We start from the raw sequence: 17,570 nt of genomic DNA on the forward strand, positions 1-17,570 counted from the left end.
AGTTGACGCGCCTAGGCTTAAAGCAGCCTAAACCGTCGGTGATGCCTCATGAACGCCAAGCACCCTGTCTGCGCGGCGCCAGCTCTCGAAACGCCAGCGCCCGCCGCAAGCCAGACGTACAGTTACTGCGACCTTCAAGACACCGAATCAGCCAGCACCGCGCTGGCCGAAGAAGTCGCGTTGGCGATCGCTTATAACGGTATCAGTCAGGCGGTCATGTTGGTGACGCCAACGGACCTCGAAGACTTCATCGTCGGCTTCAGCCTCGGCAGCGGCATCATCGAAGACGCCTGCGATATCTATGACCTGCAACTCAGCGGCTCGGGTTCAGCGCAATACGCGCAAGTGACCATCGCCAACCGCGCCTTCTGGAACCTCAAGCAACAGCGTCGGCAAATGGCTGGCACCAGCGGTTGCGGACTCTGCGGAGTGGAAGCGGTGGAGCAGGCATTGCCAGACCTCAAGGTGTTGCCCGGCGCACCCTTGCCGCCCGCCGAATGGCTCGATGGTTTGCGTCAGCGCATCGGTGCGTTCCAGCCTCTTGGCCAATACTCCGGCGCGGTGCACGCCGCCGTGTTCATGAACAGTCAGGGCCAATTGCTGATGGGTCGCGAAGACATTGGCCGACACAACGCACTCGACAAGCTGATTGGCGGACTGATCCGACAAAAGATCCCGACCACCGGCGGGCTGGTGATTGTCACCAGCCGTTGCAGTCTCGAATTGATCCAGAAAGTGTTGCGCGCAGGTATCCAGACCCTGGTCAGCCTGTCGTCGCCCACGGGCCTTGCCGTGCAATGGGCCCGTCGCCACAACCTCAATCTCATCCACCTGCCGCAGAAAAGTGCGCCGCGGGTCTACAGCCCTGCGACGGAGAACCAAGCGTGAGTCAACATCGTCAAGCCGACCAGAAACCCGTTCCGCGCTATAAGCCCTACAAAGGCCCGGCCGGTGGCTGGGGCGCGCTGGCCAGCGTCGCCCGGGCCTGGTTGACCAGCGACAACGCGCTGAAAAACCTGCGCATGATGCTTAAAACCAACAAGAACGGCGGGTTCGACTGCCCCGGCTGCGCCTGGGGCGATTCCAATGAGGCCGGCATGGTGGCGTTCTGCGAGAACGGCGCCAAAGCAGTGAACTGGGAAGCGACCAAACGCCGTGTCGACGGTGCGTTCTTTGCCAAACACAGCGTCAGTTCGTTGCTGGAGCAAAGTGACTATTGGCTGGAATATCAGGGTCGTCTGACCGAGCCATTAAGCTATGACGCCGAAACCGATCGCTACAAGCCGATCAGCTGGGAAGCTGCGTTCTCCTTGATCGCCAAACATTTGCAGGGCCTGTCGAGCCCGGATCAGGCCGAGTTCTACACCTCGGGCCGCGCCAGCAACGAAGCGGCGTACCTGTATCAATTGTTCGTGCGTGCCTATGGCACCAATAACTTCCCCGATTGCTCGAACATGTGCCACGAGGCCAGCGGTGTGGCCATGGCGCAAAGTGTCGGCGTCGGCAAAGGCACCGTCACCTTCGACGACTTCGAACACGCCGACGCGATTTTTGTCTGGGGTCAGAACCCTGGCACCAACCACCCACGGATGCTCGAACCGCTGCGCGAAGCGGTGAAACGCGGCGCTCAGGTGGTATGCATCAACCCTTTGAAGGAGCGCGGCCTGGAACGCTTCCAGCACCCGCAACACGCGATCGAAATGCTCACCAACGGCGACAAGCCGACCAACACCGCGTATTTCCGTCCGGCATTGGGCGGCGACATGGCGATCCTGCGCGGCATGGCCAAGTTCCTGCTGCAGTGGGAGCGTGACGCACAGAAGGCGGGTGAGCCTGCCGTATTCGACCACGACTTCCTCAATGAACACAGTGCCAACGTGCTGGAATACCTGGGTATCGTCGACGACACCTCGTGGGAGCAGATCGTCCATCAATCCGGACTGACGCTGGTTGAAATCGAGCAAGCGGCGCGGATGTACGCCAAAGGCAAGAACGTGATCATGTGCTGGGCGATGGGCATCACACAGCATCGCCATTCGGTGGCGACCATCCAGGAAATCGCCAATCTGATGTTGCTGCGCGGCAACATCGGCCGGCCCGGCGCCGGTCTGTGCCCGGTGCGCGGCCACAGTAACGTGCAGGGCGACCGGACCATGGGCATCAACGAACGTCCGCCGGCGGCGTTCCTCGATTCCCTGGAGCGTCGCTTCAAGTTCAAGGTGCCGCGTGAAAACGGTCACAACGTGGTCGAGGCGATCCATGCCATGGCCGACGGCCGCGCGAAAGTCTTTATCGGTCTGGGCGGCAATTTCGCCCAAGCCACCCCGGACAGCTCACGGACCTTCCAGGCCCTGAGCAACTGCGACCTGACCGTGCAAATCAGCACCAAGCTCAACCGTAGCCATTTGGCGCACGGTAAAGACGCGTTGATCCTGCCGTGCCTGGGTCGCACCGACATCGACATCCAGACCGAAGGCCCGCAAGCGGTGACCGTCGAAGACTCGTTCAGCATGGTTCACGCCTCCAACGGCCAGTTGCAGCCGCTGTCGAACCAGATGCGCTCTGAGCCGTCGATCATTGCCGGCATCGCCGCCGCGACCCTGGGCAGCAAACCGGTGGACTGGAACTGGCTGGTGGCCGATTACCGGCGCATCCGCGACCTGATCTCCGACACCGTTGTGGGTTTCCAGGACTTCAACGAGAAGATCCAGAACCCGGGCGGGTTCTACCTCGGCAACAGCGCCGGTGCTCGCCGCTGGAATACCGCGTCGGGGCGCGCCAATTTCCGTCCGAACATCCTGCCTGAAGACCTGGTGCACGAACGCACTCGCGCCACCGGCGTATTGCCGGACCTGATCATGCAGTCGATGCGCTCTCACGATCAGTACAACACCACGATTTATGGGCTTGATGACCGCTATCGCGGCGTGAAAGGTCAGCGTGATGTGTTGTTCGTCAACGAAGCCGACATCATTCGCCTGGGGTTCAAGCCGGGGCAGAAGGCTGACATCGTTTCGATCTGGGATGATGGCCGTGAGCGTCGGGTGAAGGGCTTTACGCTGCTGGCGTTTGATATTCCTGCCGGGCAAGCGGCGGCTTACTATCCGGAAGTGAATCCGCTGGTGCCGCTGGAAAGCACCGGGGATGGCAGCCATACACCGACGTCGAAGTTTGTGGCGATCCGGTTGGAAGCGGCGAGTGAAACCAGGTTGATCATGGCCAAGTCGGCTTGACGCGTCGTCTGATATGGCCTCTTCGCGAGCAAGCCCGCTCCCACATTCAATCTCAGTTGTACGCAAAATCTGTGTTCGCTGAAGATCGAGTGTGGGAGCGGGCTTGCTCGCGAAAGCGGTGGATCATTCAACGAAACTTCCTGAGCCAGAACTTTCCAAACGCCCACAAAAAAGGCCGTTTTGCATGAAAACGGCCTATCCGAAGTAGTTAAAGACCGGCGAAAAACACTTAAGTTCCGGCTAAAAAACAGTAACTTATAGAAATGTGCTCAAGTCGTGTTACTCGTCGGATTTCGATTGTCACGACCATGACACAGCCTCAGGATCGCGCCGTCATCCCCTTGAGGTTCCTCTAATGAAGTTCTCCTCGATTCTCTTGTTGTCCCTTGGCCTGGTCAGTGGCTTCGCTTCTGCTGGCGGCACCACCGAAGCAGGTGTGGGCGGCGCATTGGGCGGGGTTCTGGGCTCGGTCGTCGGTCAGTCATTAGGCGGCAGTACAGGTTCCACCATTGGCGCGGCCCTGGGCGGCGCGGGTGGTAGCGCAGTCGGCGCAGACAAACGCAGCCGTGGCGAAGCAGCCATTGGCGGTGCGTTGGGCGCAGCAGGCGGTAACGTGGTCGGCCGCAGCATGGGCGGCACCACCGGCAGCCTGATCGGCTCCGCAGCAGGCGGCGGTGCCGGTGGCGCGCTGGGTAACTACATGGGCAACAAGAGCGATGATGACGATGATGATGATCGTCGTTCCTATCGTGGCGGCCATGGTGATCGTCGTTACTACCGTGACGACCATCCAGGTCGTGGCCATGCCTACGGCCATCGCAAGCATCACCATCGCTATCGCGACTGAGGCTTGAATCGCCTCGTTTGCCGATGCATCAAAAAATCGCAGCCCAAGGGCTGCGATTTTTTTTGCCCGTCAAACCACCAACCGCTGCAGCGCCCCGCGCAACCCGGCAGGAATCGCCACCGGCTCATTAGAGACCCGATCCACAAACACATGCACAAAGCGCCCTGCCGCGCAGGCTTCGTCTTCCCCGGCCTTGAACACCGCCAGCTCGTATTGCACCGAACTGTTGCCCAACTTGCCCACCCGCAAACCGATTTCTATCCGGTCCGGGAAGGCAATGGACGCGAAATAATCGCAGGCCGAACTCACTACAAAGCCAACCACTTCGCCATCATGGATATCCAGACCGCCGACTTCGATCAGGTAGGTGTTCACTGCCGTGTCGAAGAAGCTGTAGTAGGTAACGTTGTTGACGTGACCATAAGCGTCGTTGTCGTGCCAGCGGGTGGTGATGGGTTGGAAGTGGGGGTAGTCGGTGCGTTGAGTCATGGGTTCTCGCCTTGAGGATCGATCGAACAGGTGAAGTTTACCGATCCGCAAACCCTTTACCCACCGCCGCCAGCTCCCCGATCAATCGAGCCGGTGCCCACTGATCACCCTGCTTGGTTTCCAGCTGCAACAATCGCTGATGAATATCCTCCAATCCTTGTTGGTCCGCCCAGGCCATCGGCCCGCCCTTGTCCGCTGGGAAGCCGTAGCCATTGAGGTACACCAGATCGATGTCGTGCGCCGATTCGGCAATCCCTTCCTGGAGAATCTTTGCACCCTCGTTGACCAATGCCAGCAAGCAGCGCTCCAGAATCTCCTCAGGCCCGATCTCGCGACGCTGGAAGCCCAACCCTTCGCTAACCTTCAACACCAGCGCATCGACTTCAACGTCGTGCTCAGCCTGGCGACTGCCCGGCTCATAGTGGTAATAGCCATTGCCACTCTTCTGGCCGAAACGACCCAATTCGCACAGACGATTGTCCACCTGAACCTCAGGCGCATCCTGCCCTTTGCCGGCCAACTGCCGAGCGCGCCACTCCAGATCGATGCCGACCACGTCGTACATGCGGAACGGCCCCATGGCGAAACCAAAACCTTGCAGTGCCGCATCGACCTGATAGGGATAAGCGCCTTCGAGCAACATCTTGCGCGCTTCGAGTACATACGGATGCAACATGCGGTTGCCGATGAAACCGTGGCAGTTGCCCGACACCACGCTGACCTTGCCCATGCGCTTGCCCAGTGCCAGAGCAGCCTCAAGCACCGCCGGTGAAGTCTGCGCACCCCGAACGATTTCCAGCAGCTTCATGATGTGCGCCGGGCTGAAGAAGTGCAGGCCCAGGACCTGTTGCGGACGGCGAGTGGCCGTGGCGATGGCATCGATATCCAGCGCCGAGGTATTGCTGGCCAGAATGGCTTCGGGTTTGAGCAGACCGTCCAGTTCACGGAAGATTTTCTGCTTGAGTTCGAGGTTTTCGTACACTGCTTCAATGACCAGATCGACATCGCAGATCGCCGCGTAGTCAGCAGCAGCCGTTACCCGCGCTATGCGAGCGTCCGCTTCGACCTGATCGATCCGTCCCTGACGCACGTTGTGGGCATAGGTGTCCGCCACGGTAGCCAGCGCCTGCTCAAGCATCTGTGGATTGTTATCGACCCACTGCACCGGGACGCCGGCGTTGGCCAGACACATGACAATGCCACGGCCCATGGTGCCGGCGCCAATGGCAGCGGCGCGCAGAATAGTGAACGTTGTCTGGCTCATAGTTGTTCTCTTGTTGGCGATCCAAAGACAGCCTTCACCATAGTCAGCTACCGCGCACTTTTGAAATTTATTCCTGTGATGAGCAACATTCAGCGGATGGATTTACGCCGGCAAATGCGCCTCGGCCCACGTCCGGACCTCGGCATATGGATAATCCTCCAGCGCCGCAAACCCGGGAATCGACCGTGCCTTGAGCTTGGTGAACAGCGGCACGCCGATGCCGCACAAAAACCGCGTCACGCGTTCCGCCGACGGAACGTTGCCGGTGTGCTGCTCATGCCTGTGGATAAAATCACCGCACAACACCTCGAAGTTTTTATCCACAAGCGCCGGAAATTCCGGTGGCGCGGGTAATCGCGCCACATCCCCGTGACACACCGAACAATGCCCGCACTGCTGTGGCGCGTTTTCATCGCCGAAGTACTCGGCCAGGCGATAACCCAGGCAATGGTCCGTGGCAAACAGATCCAGCATGGCGTGAATCCGCGCGATCTCGGTGTGCTCGTGCCGGGTGAAGTAGGCGTGTAGCTCTTCGCTTAGTGCTTGGGCATCAAAGTCCGTTTGCAGCAGGCTGTAGACCTCAGTCATCTGCTTGCTTTCGAGTTCGACCCAGCCCTTCTCCTGGAAATAATCCAGCGCCTTCACCACGCGATTACGCTCGGCCTGATGCTGTTCATACAGCGCGTCGAAATTCACCGTGGCCCAGGTCCGTGCGCGGCTCGAGGTCTGGATGATCGCCGCGACGAAGTCCTTGCGCTCACCCTCGAAGCGGGCCAGCAAAGCCTCGGGTTCCTGCAAGTATTTGAAGCGGTATTCGGCGTAATAGGCGTAACGCGGCGCGATAATTCCGCGCAGCTCCAATTGCACCAGTAAGGTCTTGAGCGGCAATTGGCGGATGTTGCTTTGGTCCGCCAACGGCCCCAACAGAAACTCCCACTGCCCCTCGGGCGCGGCGGCTTGCAACTCGTCGAGCACATAGCGGATGCCGTCCAGTTCGGGCGTGTCGCCGTAGACGAAATTTTCCAGCACGTTGAGGCTGTCGCGGTTGGCCAATACCAGGCAGTCGGATGGCTGCCCGTCACGCCCGGCGCGACCGATTTCCTGGCTGTAGTTCTCGATGGATTTGGGCAGATCGAAATGCACCACGTTGCGGATGTCGCTTTTGTCGATGCCCATGCCGAACGCGATGGTGGCAACGATGCAATTGGACTGCCCGCCCATGAACCGGCGCTGGATTGCTTCGCGCTGTTCGTGGGGCAGACCGGCGTGATAGGCCTCGGCCTGAATGCCGTTGCGGTTCAGGTGTTCGGCGATGTGCTCGGCAGTTTTCTGCAGGGTGACGTAGACAATGCTGGGCTGGTCAGGACGCTGACTCATCCACTCGACAAGGCGTCGGCGCTTGTCCTGACCACGCACCGGCTCGACCAACAGATTGAGGTTCGGCCGATAGAAACCGGTGGTCACCACATCGTCGGGGGCGATGGCGAACTTGGCCTCCATGTCAGCGATCACCTTGGGTGTCGCAGTGGCGGTCAGCAGTAGCGCCTGAGGGATGTTGAACTGGCGCTGATAGTCGGGGAGCTTGAGGTAGTCGGGGCGAAAGTTGTGGCCCCACTCCGAGATGCAGTGCGCCTCGTCCACCACCAGCAACGAGATCGGCACCTGCTGCAAGAAATTGCGGAAACGTTCGTTCTTCAAGCGCTCCACGGAGATCATCAAAATCTTCAGCTCCCCAGACTTGGCCCGAGCCATCACGTCGCTGGCGTCATCGCGGCTCTGGGCCGAATCGATACTGCCCGCCGCAATGCCATGGCGCTGCAAGAACGCCAGTTGGTCCTGCATCAACGCCAGCAGCGGCGAGACCACCAATGTCAGGTGCGGCAGCAGCAAGGCTGGCAATTGATAACAAAGGGACTTGCCCGAGCCGGTGGGGAAAATCGCCGCCGCCGAACGCCCGGCCAACACCGCGCTGACCGCCGCTTCCTGGCCGGGCCGAAACTGTGGATAACCGAAAACCTGTTCCAGGGTGTTGTGCATAAGCTGTCACTCCGTTGACCGCTGCGAAGCCCAAAGCCTAGCCGGCAAACGCAGCGAGTCGAGAAAAGGTCGGGGACCAAAACGATACGGGATGATACAGCGGATGGCGCGATGGAATTAGAAGGCTTGAGGAATGGGGCGGCTGTCAGATCGCTATCGCGAGCAAGCTCGCTCCCACAGTTGATCTTCGGTGAACTCAGGTTTTTTGTGCAACCCGGAACCATTGTGGGAGCGAGCTTGCTCCGGGCGGCGTTCCGACGAAGAGGCCAGAGAAATCAATGCAAAACTAAAAGCGAACTCACGGCACCAACACCGCCACGCGCAGCTGCTCATTCAGTGCCTGCTCGTGAAACACCTGGCTCTTGCTCGCCCAAATGGCATGCGCCGGGCTGATTTCGCCGGTGAAGGCCGCCGCCAACTGACGCAAATCAGCGACGCTTCGCACGCGGGGACAGAAAGGTTCACCGTCGCAGTTCTGGCTGGCGCTGCGGTAGGTGGTCAGCAGCCGGTCCCACAGCCCGTCACGCACCTGCCTGACCGACTTGAGCTTCACATCCTGCACGCCCAGTCGTTGTTTCAGGCTCTGCTCGTCCAGCGCTTCGCTGGCCAGCAATGCCTTGCCGAACATCAGCACTTCAGCACGGAAAGCAGTGTCCATGTTCGCCTGACTGGTCAGCGCATCCGGCCAACCGGTGCGGTCCATATTGGCCAGGACCATCGAGTTACCGGCGTCAGCAGCACCCGCCGCGCGACAAACCCCGGCCCACAGCAACAAAATCGAGGCCATACGTAGCCATTGCATACCTAATTCCCTTTAAGCGTTGGACGGACGTTTCGAAACGTCCTACTGATTCTGGCGCGCACCATACAGAGGTTTGCTGCGTTGCGCCTGACAAACCCGTAGGAAATTTGCCGTCTAAGGGTTTAGGCGTAAAAAGCCTCGGGAAAGGCGTAGGTTCGGTCCGAAAAGGCAGGTAAACCCCTACAAAACCTGTCCATCGGAGCCGTATTGCCGCGCGGCGCCGTGCCCTTCTATAGTCTGCGGCGCGGCTGAAAACAGTGTCTCGGCCTGCCGGGAGCCACCTCCCGATTTCGCACAGGACGAACCTCGATGTTTACAGAACGCTATCGCCCGCTTAAATCCCGCTACAGCGACACCCCCGTGCTGGTCATCGATACAGAAGCCGACCCCCACGAAATCCTCGACGCCGCCCGCCAACGCATCCGCGCCGCCAGTGAACTGCTCGAAACGCTGTATTGCCTGTGCTTCAAACAGGCGGATGCGAGTGATATTCCCAACATCGTCAACGCGCTGTATCTGCTGACTCAGGACGGTAATGAATTGCTCGACATCGCCCGCCAACGACTCCCAAAATTCACCGGCGCCTGACGCCCAGCCACAACCCCTGTAGGAGCAAGGCTTGCCCGCGAAGAACGATAACGCGGAGCACCTGATAACAATCAAACGAGAGAATTTTCGGCTGGGGATAAGTCCGTAGGCAACGCCCTATCAAAGCTTCATCCCGGTCCTACAACCGAAGACACCTTGTCGCCTATCGCCGGCCAGCGACTCGCACCTATAGTCGGACTGTCGCTGCCAAATCAGCGGCTCGGGCTTGGTCACTCGATGGAATACATAAACGCGTCCGTTGTATGCTGCCGGCACCTCAAGTGTCTGCACGCTATATGGTGGCTGTGTTTGGGACGCCTTATGGCGTGCCGGTCTTATGTATTCCTCCGGCTGACCAACCCGAACACAGTCCGCCTCCATCGCTTGGTCACGATGGTGGTGGTTTCATCTGATGCATTTGAGAATACATAAAATGAATAAATTGAACGCATTCCCCGATCGCTACCGCCCACTCCAAACCAACCTCACCGATTCCCCGCCCCTGCTCATCGACACAGAGGCCAATCCGCAAGACATCCTCGAAGCCGCTCTCCAGCGTATCCGAGCCTCCGGCGACCTACTCAAAACCCTACATTGCCAATGCTTCAAAAACGGTGACGTGGAAGACATCCCGCATATCACCCACGCCATCTACCTATTGACTCAGGACGGCTGCGACCTACTGAAAGTCGCCCAACAACGCTTGATGGGCTGGAAAGCACCAACCTGACGCCGAGCGAAGATCGTTCCCATGCTCTGCGTGGGAACGCCTCAAGGGACGCTCCGCGTTCCAGCTCTCGAAAGGGACGCAGAGCTTTGGAACGACCAAACCCGGGGATAACCGTGAGCACATTTTTTGATGAGCTGATGGAAAGCGTGCAACAAATGAACGAGATCGTACGGTGTGAGCGCCAGCCTTCCCACGAATTCCATGTTCGCAGCTCTGATCGACATCCAACGCATCGCAAAACCAGGCTTAATCCGTCTCACGAAATGGTCCTAAACAGAAGACGCCCCATGAACCTCGCCCCCAACTTCCCCGACGACCACGCCATGCACCTGCTCATGCAGTTGCTACACGAAGAACTCGGGCTGCCTGAACGCAAAACCATCAGCCTCACCACCTCGATCAACTTTGACCTGGGCTGCGACGGCGCTGATGCGCGGCATTTGATGGAAGCACTAGAAGAACAGTTCGGGATCGACTTCGTGGACTACGACGCCTATCGCTACTTTCAGCCCGAAGGGTTTGATGTGCATCTCAAGCGAAGGGCAAAGGGTCGCGGCGACAAAATCCCGCTGACCATCGGCATGCTCTATCGCGCCATCAAGGTCCAACGCTGGGATACGCAGGAACTGGAAAGCAAATAAAGCAGATGCCGCTTCTGAAACGGCACGCCGAACTGCAATTATTCTGGCGCTATCACCTCAGAAGTGAAGGAATATTAGCTACATGGCTAGAAAAACAGCGCCACTTCTCCCGCGTATTGCACGGCTGCTTACCGACCTCGGCGAACGCCTAAAACTGGCTCGTTTACGTCGAAGGCTGACAGCTAAACAAGTGGCAGAGCGAGCCGGCATGTCTGTCATGACGTTGCGCTCTCTGGAATCGGGTGGTGCGGGGGTGACGATGGGTGCTTACCTCTCTGTTTTGCACGTATTGGGTCTGGAGGACGACTTGAACAAGGTTGGCGAATCCGATGAAACGGGACGTCGATTACAGGACGCTCAGTTAAGTCGAACCCCAAGGGCCAAAAAAACCGGGCGCGAAAAAAAACCAACTGCCACCCAGGTAAGCAAACCATCCAGAACTCAGACAAGTAGCGTTATCCGTCAGCAGCATCTCAGCGAGAACGATCTTCGCGACTTCCCGCTGAATACCCACTCACTGTCCGCTTTATTTACGAGAAAAAAGAAGCCGGAATCCTGCTCATAGCGAGTTAGGTAGATTGTGGCGCGTGCATGGGTCCAACGCTGAGAAACCGCTCCCACCCACTACGGCAGGTATCACTATTTCCAACCCGAAGGCTACGATGTGTTCCTCAAACGCAGGGCCAAGCGATGTGTCGACAAACTGCCGCCAACCATCGGAATGCTCTACGAGGCGACCGAAGCCTTTAACAGTTACTAGCAGGCCGGCTTTTCCTTGCATTTGAACCTGATCCTTCCCTCTTTGAAATCGAGTGGAGGGTGGTCACGTTCAGATCTTCCAATCTTTTTTTTTGATCGTCTGGACATGCTCAGATAATCGCCTACGTTTCTGTAAATGATTCCTTCCCAGAATCCTTTCGATTGCAAAAATCAGATCACGAACGTTACCCATACGAAAGTCTTAAGGAATCTGACGCAAAAATGATGGCACAGTAACCTCTATGGACAATCGCCCTCTGTCAGATTCGTGATACGGCGGTAAAAAGCTTTCCCTTAAGGTGGATGCGATGAATGCCAAGGATATGGAAAACCTAGTTTTGAGTGCCTGCAAAAATAGAAAAAACCCCAATTTAATTGATCGCAACCGCTCTTTTCATCACGCCGCACTTATGTGTACTTCCAGCAACAATCCTCTCACAACCCAAAAAATCAAAGAGACTTGATCAATGACTCGTGTCGCCGATAGCACGATTAAGGGTTTCCTCTATCAATTCAACAAAACCCTAATAGAAATTTTAGATGCCGAGCAGGACAAAGAAGTAACGATAGAAGGAGTAATCGAAGATATAGACATAAAGTCCGACTCTGGAGAAACAACTGCCATTCAATGTAAATACCATGAGTCAGTCGCAAACTTCACAACGAGCTTAATTTACAAACCATTATTACAGATGGCAGAAGCCTACTCAAAGCAAAGTGCGCCAAAAAACATAGGATACAAAATATTTGTACACGTTCCAAGCGAAGTAGAATCAATCAGAAAAATCACAACGATAGAGATTGATGCCGCTCTGGCAACTCAGGATTTAAATCACGTAAAAATTGTACAACGGATTGTCCAGCCATTTTCTTCAGCAGATTTTGCCGCAATGGTGGATTTAGAATTCGGTCCTTCTCTAGACACTATCGAAGACAATGTCAAAGAGAAACTGGAACTTCTTAACATAAAGTCGTCAGACACACCCTGCATACTTTATCCGAACGCCCTAAGTCACATCGCAAAAAAATCCAGCCTGTCGGACGAAGCAGATAGAAAAATCACGAAATTAGAACTACTACGATATTTGTTGGGGATTACCAACACAGTCATCACCAAATGGACACTAGCACTAAAGAACAAAAAAGAAATACTTCAAACAATGCGCAAGCAATTGAAAACGAATCTGAACACCAACTCTCAAAACCGCTATTTCTATTTCGAACAAAATAGCATCAGCGACTTTTCAAGCAACATAGTAACCTTTATTAGTAATTTTGTTTCAATTTACCATTACAAACCAACGCATATAAAGCCTCCTTTGTTCGCGATTGATTGCACCAGAGAAGTTCTACAAGAAATCCAATACCGTCTATACACCAAAGGTATAAAGTCAAACACAGGGTTGATAGGAAACAACTTTATCCCTGAGGAGTTCTATAAAGAACCAATCTTGAAGAAAACCAATAACAAAATTGAAGACAGGGAGTTTCACGTAAGATTACTCGCATTTATTGATTACCCGGAGGGACTGGGTTACAAAAAAGGTGATGAGTTCTTTTTCATTTGCAACGAAATCCCCGTCAGCATTGATGTAAGCGATACAAATATACATCTAATAGGCGTGAACAATTTTCACGAGCTCGAATACATTATTCATCTGAGGGAAACATATGAGTAGCATAGGTTATGTTGTATCAAGCTCACCGACATCTATAACAATAGAAATAAATGGGCTTGAAGATTTTGAGAAATTCAAGTCCGAGCTTCAAGTTGGGAAATTTTTAAAAATCGAAGACGGCAACCATAACTTCGCAGTAGCCTCAATAAAAAACATTAGTGGTCAACACGTTGATAAAGATGGGAAGCTCGAATGGAAGTTTATCATTGAGTCTGCTCCAGCAGGAGCTCTAATGAAAAACGATAACGGAGAGTACGTATTCAGCCGAGGCACTCAAGTACTGCCGGTACCAACCGAAAAAGTTCATGTATTCGAAGCAGTCGATCTTGATATAATTTTTTCCAGAACAGGTAACTACAACTACAAAGTAGGCACCCTATCAAACAACAAGGCCATTGAATTCCATGTAGATGGCGATAAATTTTTTGGAAAACATATTGGTATTGTAGGATCAACAGGCTCCGGAAAATCATGCACTGTCGCTAGAATTCTTCATAATGCCATAGGCATCAACAACAATGAAAATTTAAACCAAGAAATCCAAAAAAACTCACACATCATAATATTTGACATGCACTCTGAATATGCATCGGCATTCACAATGCATGAGTCTCAAAAATTCAACCTTAACTTACTAAACGTAGATGGCCTTAAACTTCCATACTGGTTAATGAACTCTGAGGAACTTGAATCATTATTTATTGAAGGGAGCGAACAGGGTGCTCACAACCAAATCTCTCAGTTTAAGAAGGCCGTAATATTAAACAAGGAAAAATATAACACAGGACTAACCTCAATCACTTACGACACACCTGTATATTTTAGCATCACCGAAGTATTCAACTACATAAACAATAAAAACAATCTCACCACATATGAAAAAGACGGAAACACTTACTTAGCAACTCTTGCCACACCAAAACAGGTATATTCAGAAGAGTGCCTATGGGACAGCATTGAATTCGAGCAATCATCTGGAAATGGAAAACATGCAACAATAGGAGAAAAAGTTTCCAAAGACGGAGGTTTCAATGGCGAATTTGACAGATTCGTTTCTAGATTGGAAACCAAACTTCATGACAAAAGACTAGAATTTTTACTTAAGCCTACAAAAGCTACCGGTGCCGAATACGAAACTAAGGATTTCGAAGATATTCTTAAGCAATTCCTAGGTTACTTAGAAAAATCAAACGTCACGATTGTTGATCTAAGCGGAATCCCCTTCGAGGTGCTGAGCATAACCGTAAGCCTTATTTCTAGACTTGTTTTTGACTTCGCATTTCATTATTCAAAATTGAAACATAAGCTTGAAGAAACCAACAATGTCCCATTCATGATAGTTTGTGAAGAGGCGCACAATTACATTCCGCGCTCTAACAATGCAGAGTTCAAAGCATCTAAAAAATCAATTGAACGAATAGCTAAAGAGGGGCGAAAGTACGGATTAAGCCTAATGGTAGTCAGTCAACGCCCTTCAGAAGTGTCAGATACAATATTCTCTCAATGCAGCAACTTCATATCTTTAAGACTCACGAACACCATTGACCAAGGTTATATAAAGGCACTTCTTCCAGACAGCGCCAATGGTTTAGTTGACCTTCTTCCAAGTCTAGCCCAAGGTGAAGCTTTAATCGTAGGTGACGCAGTTCTAATGCCAAGTTTGGTTCGCTTGAAAAAACCAAGTCCTGAACCAAAATCTGCAAGCGTAAATGTCTTCACAGAATGGAATACAAACTGGCAAGAAGTCGTTTTCGAGACAGTTATAGAACGATGGCAAAAACAAGACACTAGTGCTTCTTGATTTAAAAAGTTATAAAAAAACCGCCCCGAAGGGCGGCTTTTTCATTCGCTAAATCCAAGCCTTACAACTTCGGCCCAGCAGCCTTGATCGCGTCGCTCACTTCAAACTTCTTGAAGTTCTCAACAAACAACCCAGCCAATGCCTTAGCGGCTTCATCGTAAGCAGCCTTGTCAGCCCAGGTGTTACGTGGGTTCAACAGGCCAGTTTCAACGCCCGGTACGGCCAGTGGCACGTCGAGGTTGATGGTGTCGAGGTGTTCGGTTTCAGCACCGATCAACGCGCCGCTCTGGATGGCTGCGATCACGCCACGAGTGGTCGGGATGTTGAAGCGTTTACCGACGCCGTAGCCGCCGCCGGTCCAGCCGGTGTTGACCAGGTAGACCTTGGAGCCGAAACCGCGGATGCGCTTGATCAGCAGTTCTGCGTATTCGCCGGCCGGACGCGGGAAGAACGGTGCGCCGAAGCAGGTGGAGAAAGTCGACTTGATGCCGCTGCCGGAACCCATTTCGGTCGAGCCCACCAGTGCGGTGTAGCCGGACAGGAAGTGGTAGGCCGCTTGTTCTTCGCTGAGGATCGAGACTGGCGGCAGTACGCCGGTCAGGTCGCAGGTCAGGAAGATCACAGCGTTTGGCTCGCCACCGAGGTTTTTCTCGGAACGCTTGGCGACGTGCTCCAGCGGGTAGGCGGCGCGGCTGTTCTGGGTCAGGCTGACATCAGCGTAATCGGCGTGCTTGGCGTCATCGATAACGACGTTTTCCAGGACTGCGCCGTGCTTGATGGCTTTCCAGATGACCGGCTCGTTCTTCTCGGAGAGGTCGATGCACTTGGCGTAGCAGCCGCCTTCGATGTTGAAGACAACGCCTTCACCCCAGCCGTGCTCGTCGTCACCGATCAGGTAACGGCTTTCATCGGCGGACAGGGTGGTCTTGCCGGTGCCGGACAGACCGAAGAACAGGGTCACATCGCCCGCTTCGCCGATGTTGGCGGCGCAGTGCATTGGCAGCACGTCGGCAGCCGGCAGCAGGAAGTTCTGCACCGAGAACATGGCTTTCTTCATTTCACCGGCGTAACGCATGCCGGCGATCAGCACTTTCTTCTGAGCGAAGTTGAGGATCACGCAACCGTCGGAGTTGGTGCCGTCACGCTCTGGCACGCACTCGAAGTTGGCAACGTTGAGCACTTGCCACTCATCACGGCCAGCCGGATTGTACTTTTCCGGGTTGATGAACAGGCAACGGCCGAACAGGTTCTGCCAGGCAGTCTGAGTGGTCATCTTCACGGCCAGGTAGTGGTCTTCAGCCGCACCTACATGCACGTGGGAAACGAAATGTTCTTGCGCGTTGTTGAACGCTTCAACGCGGTCCCACAGGGCATCGAACTTGTCGGCCGGGAACTTGCGGTTGATTGGGCCCCAGGCGATGGAAGCCGAAGTGGACGGCTCGTCAACGATGAAACGATCGACTGGTGAGCGGCCGGTGCGGTGACCGGTGCGAACAACCAGCGCGCCGGTATCGGCAAGCTCGCCTTCACCGCGATTCAGGGCTTCTTTGACCAGATCATCAACACTCAGATCGGTGTACACGGCGTTATTGGCTTGCGTCATGAGGTTCCCCGTCGGCCATTGGCCGAGTGCTCCAAACGTTTTGTAGTAGAAAGTCGTGCACTACTACCGCGAAAAAAGTGGGCCGGATTATGCCAGAAAAGCCCAAAAATAGTAGGGCCCTCCCGTCGTAACGGCGTTATTCCGGCACTAACCAGTGAATTTACCTGCGCTGAACCGTTTTAGTGACGGGTATCTGACGGCGTATCAACACCCGCACCAGCGAACAATTGAGCGATATCGGCGGCGTCGAACAGGTAGCGCTCGTTGCAAAACTGACAGTCAATTTCAATATTGCCGCCGTGCTCAACCACGAGCGACTGGGCATCTTCCAGACCCAAACTGACCAGCGCATTGGCAGAACGTTCACGGGAGCAGCTGCAACGGAAGCGCAGACTCTGCACATCGAACAGACGAACCTGCTCTTCGTGGTAGAGGCGATGGAGGACGGTTTCGTTGTCCAGGCTCAGCAATTCATCGGCGGTCAGGGTGCTGCCCAGCGCGGTGATGTGCTGCCAGCTGGCGGCGCGTTCTTCTTCGTCTTTCAATCGATCAGCAGGCAGTTGCTGCAGCAACAGGCCACGGGCGCGACGGCCATCGGCGTACAACCAGAAACGCGTACCGACTTGTTGGGACATCACGAAGTAATTAGTGAAGCACTCCGACAGGGTTTCGCCATCGAGGTCGACGATGCCCTGGTAACGCTGGCCCTGGGTCGGGTCGACGGTCAGCGCCAATACGCCATTGGGCATCAGGTCGGCGAGGGTCGCATCCGGCGCGATCTGCTCGGCTTCGTATCGGGCCAGGCCACGGATTTCGCGCTCGCTGGAACACTCGATCATCAGAAGCGGGATCGGGCCTTCGGAACGGGCCTGGAGAATCAGCAAGCCATCGAACTTCAAGGTGCCGACCAACAACGATGCCGCCGCCATCAGTTCGCCGAGCAGTTGTGCAACCGGCTCCGGGTACGGGTGTTTAGCGAGGACTTCGGCGTAGCTACGCTCCAACGCAACCAGCTCGCCGCGGGTGTCGCTGTCATCGAAGATGAAGCGTTGGGTGTAGTCGGTATCCGGTAAATCGGTCATAGGTCTGGGTATCTG

16 protein-coding genes are annotated in these 17,570 nt (G+C 54.9%); 10 read left to right on the forward strand and 6 right to left on the reverse strand.

Annotated elements, in window-relative coordinates; all coding sequences use genetic code 11:
- The first annotated feature begins 48 nt into the window (after nucleotides 1–48).
- The 3 genes from fdhD (at nucleotide 49) to KGB23_RS22285 (ending at nucleotide 4,080) form a co-directional block, all read left to right on the forward strand.
- Nucleotides 49–888 (forward strand): formate dehydrogenase accessory sulfurtransferase FdhD, encoded by an 840-nt coding sequence (gene fdhD / locus KGB23_RS22275; protein ID WP_223432611.1) that lies wholly within the window; start codon nucleotides 49–51, stop codon nucleotides 886–888.
- Nucleotides 885–3,233 (forward strand): FdhF/YdeP family oxidoreductase, encoded by a 2,349-nt coding sequence (locus tag KGB23_RS22280; RefSeq protein ID WP_223432612.1) that lies wholly within the window; start codon nucleotides 885–887, stop codon nucleotides 3,231–3,233. The genes fdhD and KGB23_RS22280 overlap by 4 nt, the downstream gene beginning before the upstream one ends.
- Before the next feature lie 355 nt (nucleotides 3,234–3,588).
- Nucleotides 3,589–4,080: a glycine zipper domain-containing protein gene (locus KGB23_RS22285; RefSeq protein WP_223432613.1), complete on the forward strand. Its 492-nt coding sequence runs from the start codon at nucleotides 3,589–3,591 to the stop codon at nucleotides 4,078–4,080.
- Between the two features lie 69 nt (nucleotides 4,081–4,149).
- Here KGB23_RS22285 and KGB23_RS22290 read toward each other — a convergent pair whose 3' ends face one another.
- From KGB23_RS22290 to KGB23_RS22305, 4 genes are all read right to left on the reverse strand, one after another.
- Entirely contained in the window at nucleotides 4,150–4,569 is a 420-nt protein-coding gene (locus KGB23_RS22290; protein ID WP_150656818.1) for an acyl-CoA thioesterase, read from the reverse strand.
- A gap of 37 nt (nucleotides 4,570–4,606) precedes the next feature.
- Nucleotides 4,607–5,833, reverse strand: coding sequence for a 3-hydroxyacyl-CoA dehydrogenase (locus tag KGB23_RS22295; RefSeq protein ID WP_223432614.1), 1,227 nt, complete (start codon nucleotides 5,831–5,833; stop codon nucleotides 4,607–4,609).
- 102 nt (nucleotides 5,834–5,935) lie between these two features.
- A complete protein-coding gene (locus KGB23_RS22300) occupies nucleotides 5,936–7,870 on the reverse strand; it encodes an ATP-dependent DNA helicase RecQ (protein WP_223432615.1) in 1,935 nt (644 codons plus the stop codon).
- 298 nt (nucleotides 7,871–8,168) lie between these two features.
- A complete protein-coding gene (locus KGB23_RS22305; protein WP_223432616.1) occupies nucleotides 8,169–8,672 on the reverse strand; it encodes a polysaccharide deacetylase in 504 nt (167 codons plus the stop codon).
- A gap of 309 nt (nucleotides 8,673–8,981) precedes the next feature.
- Between KGB23_RS22305 and KGB23_RS22310 the strand changes: the two genes are divergently transcribed.
- The 7 genes from KGB23_RS22310 to KGB23_RS22340 all read left to right on the forward strand — a co-directional run bounded on the left by KGB23_RS22310 (nucleotide 8,982) and on the right by KGB23_RS22340 (nucleotide 14,870).
- Nucleotides 8,982–9,260 (forward strand): hypothetical protein, encoded by a 279-nt coding sequence (locus tag KGB23_RS22310; protein ID WP_223432617.1) that lies wholly within the window; start codon nucleotides 8,982–8,984, stop codon nucleotides 9,258–9,260.
- A 433-nt stretch (nucleotides 9,261–9,693) separates the two neighbouring features.
- A complete protein-coding gene (locus KGB23_RS22315; RefSeq protein WP_223432618.1) occupies nucleotides 9,694–9,990 on the forward strand; it encodes a type I-C CRISPR-associated protein Cas8c/Csd1 in 297 nt (98 codons plus the stop codon).
- 287 nt (nucleotides 9,991–10,277) lie between these two features.
- A complete protein-coding gene (locus KGB23_RS22320; RefSeq protein ID WP_223432619.1) occupies nucleotides 10,278–10,631 on the forward strand; it encodes a DUF1493 family protein in 354 nt (117 codons plus the stop codon).
- A gap of 82 nt (nucleotides 10,632–10,713) precedes the next feature.
- Nucleotides 10,714–11,196, forward strand: a complete 483-nt coding sequence (locus KGB23_RS22325; RefSeq protein WP_223432620.1) for a helix-turn-helix domain-containing protein — start codon at nucleotides 10,714–10,716, stop codon at nucleotides 11,194–11,196.
- A gap of 502 nt (nucleotides 11,197–11,698) precedes the next feature.
- Nucleotides 11,699–11,854, forward strand: coding sequence for a hypothetical protein (locus KGB23_RS22330; protein ID WP_223432621.1), 156 nt, complete (start codon nucleotides 11,699–11,701; stop codon nucleotides 11,852–11,854).
- A 3-nt stretch (nucleotides 11,855–11,857) separates the two neighbouring features.
- The gene (locus KGB23_RS22335; protein ID WP_223432622.1) at nucleotides 11,858–13,069 is read left to right on the forward strand and encodes a hypothetical protein; all 1,212 of its coding nucleotides are present in this window, start codon (nucleotides 11,858–11,860) and stop codon (nucleotides 13,067–13,069) included.
- A complete protein-coding gene (locus KGB23_RS22340) occupies nucleotides 13,062–14,870 on the forward strand; it encodes an ATP-binding protein (protein ID WP_223432623.1) in 1,809 nt (602 codons plus the stop codon). Before KGB23_RS22335 ends, KGB23_RS22340 begins: the two co-directional genes overlap by 8 nt.
- A gap of 61 nt (nucleotides 14,871–14,931) precedes the next feature.
- Here KGB23_RS22340 and KGB23_RS22345 read toward each other — a convergent pair whose 3' ends face one another.
- Nucleotides 14,932–16,473 (reverse strand): phosphoenolpyruvate carboxykinase, encoded by a 1,542-nt coding sequence (locus tag KGB23_RS22345; RefSeq protein ID WP_150656829.1) that lies wholly within the window; start codon nucleotides 16,471–16,473, stop codon nucleotides 14,932–14,934.
- A 179-nt stretch (nucleotides 16,474–16,652) separates the two neighbouring features.
- Nucleotides 16,653–17,555 carry an Hsp33 family molecular chaperone HslO gene (hslO, locus tag KGB23_RS22350; RefSeq protein WP_223432624.1) on the reverse strand — a complete coding sequence of 301 codons (903 nt, stop codon included), beginning with the start codon at nucleotides 17,553–17,555 and terminating at the stop codon, nucleotides 16,653–16,655.
- Between the last annotated feature and the right edge of the window lie 15 nt (nucleotides 17,556–17,570).

The sequence above is a fragment of the Pseudomonas sp. GL-B-26 genome (assembly GCF_019947405.1).
GTDB lineage: Bacteria > Pseudomonadota > Gammaproteobacteria > Pseudomonadales > Pseudomonadaceae > Aquipseudomonas.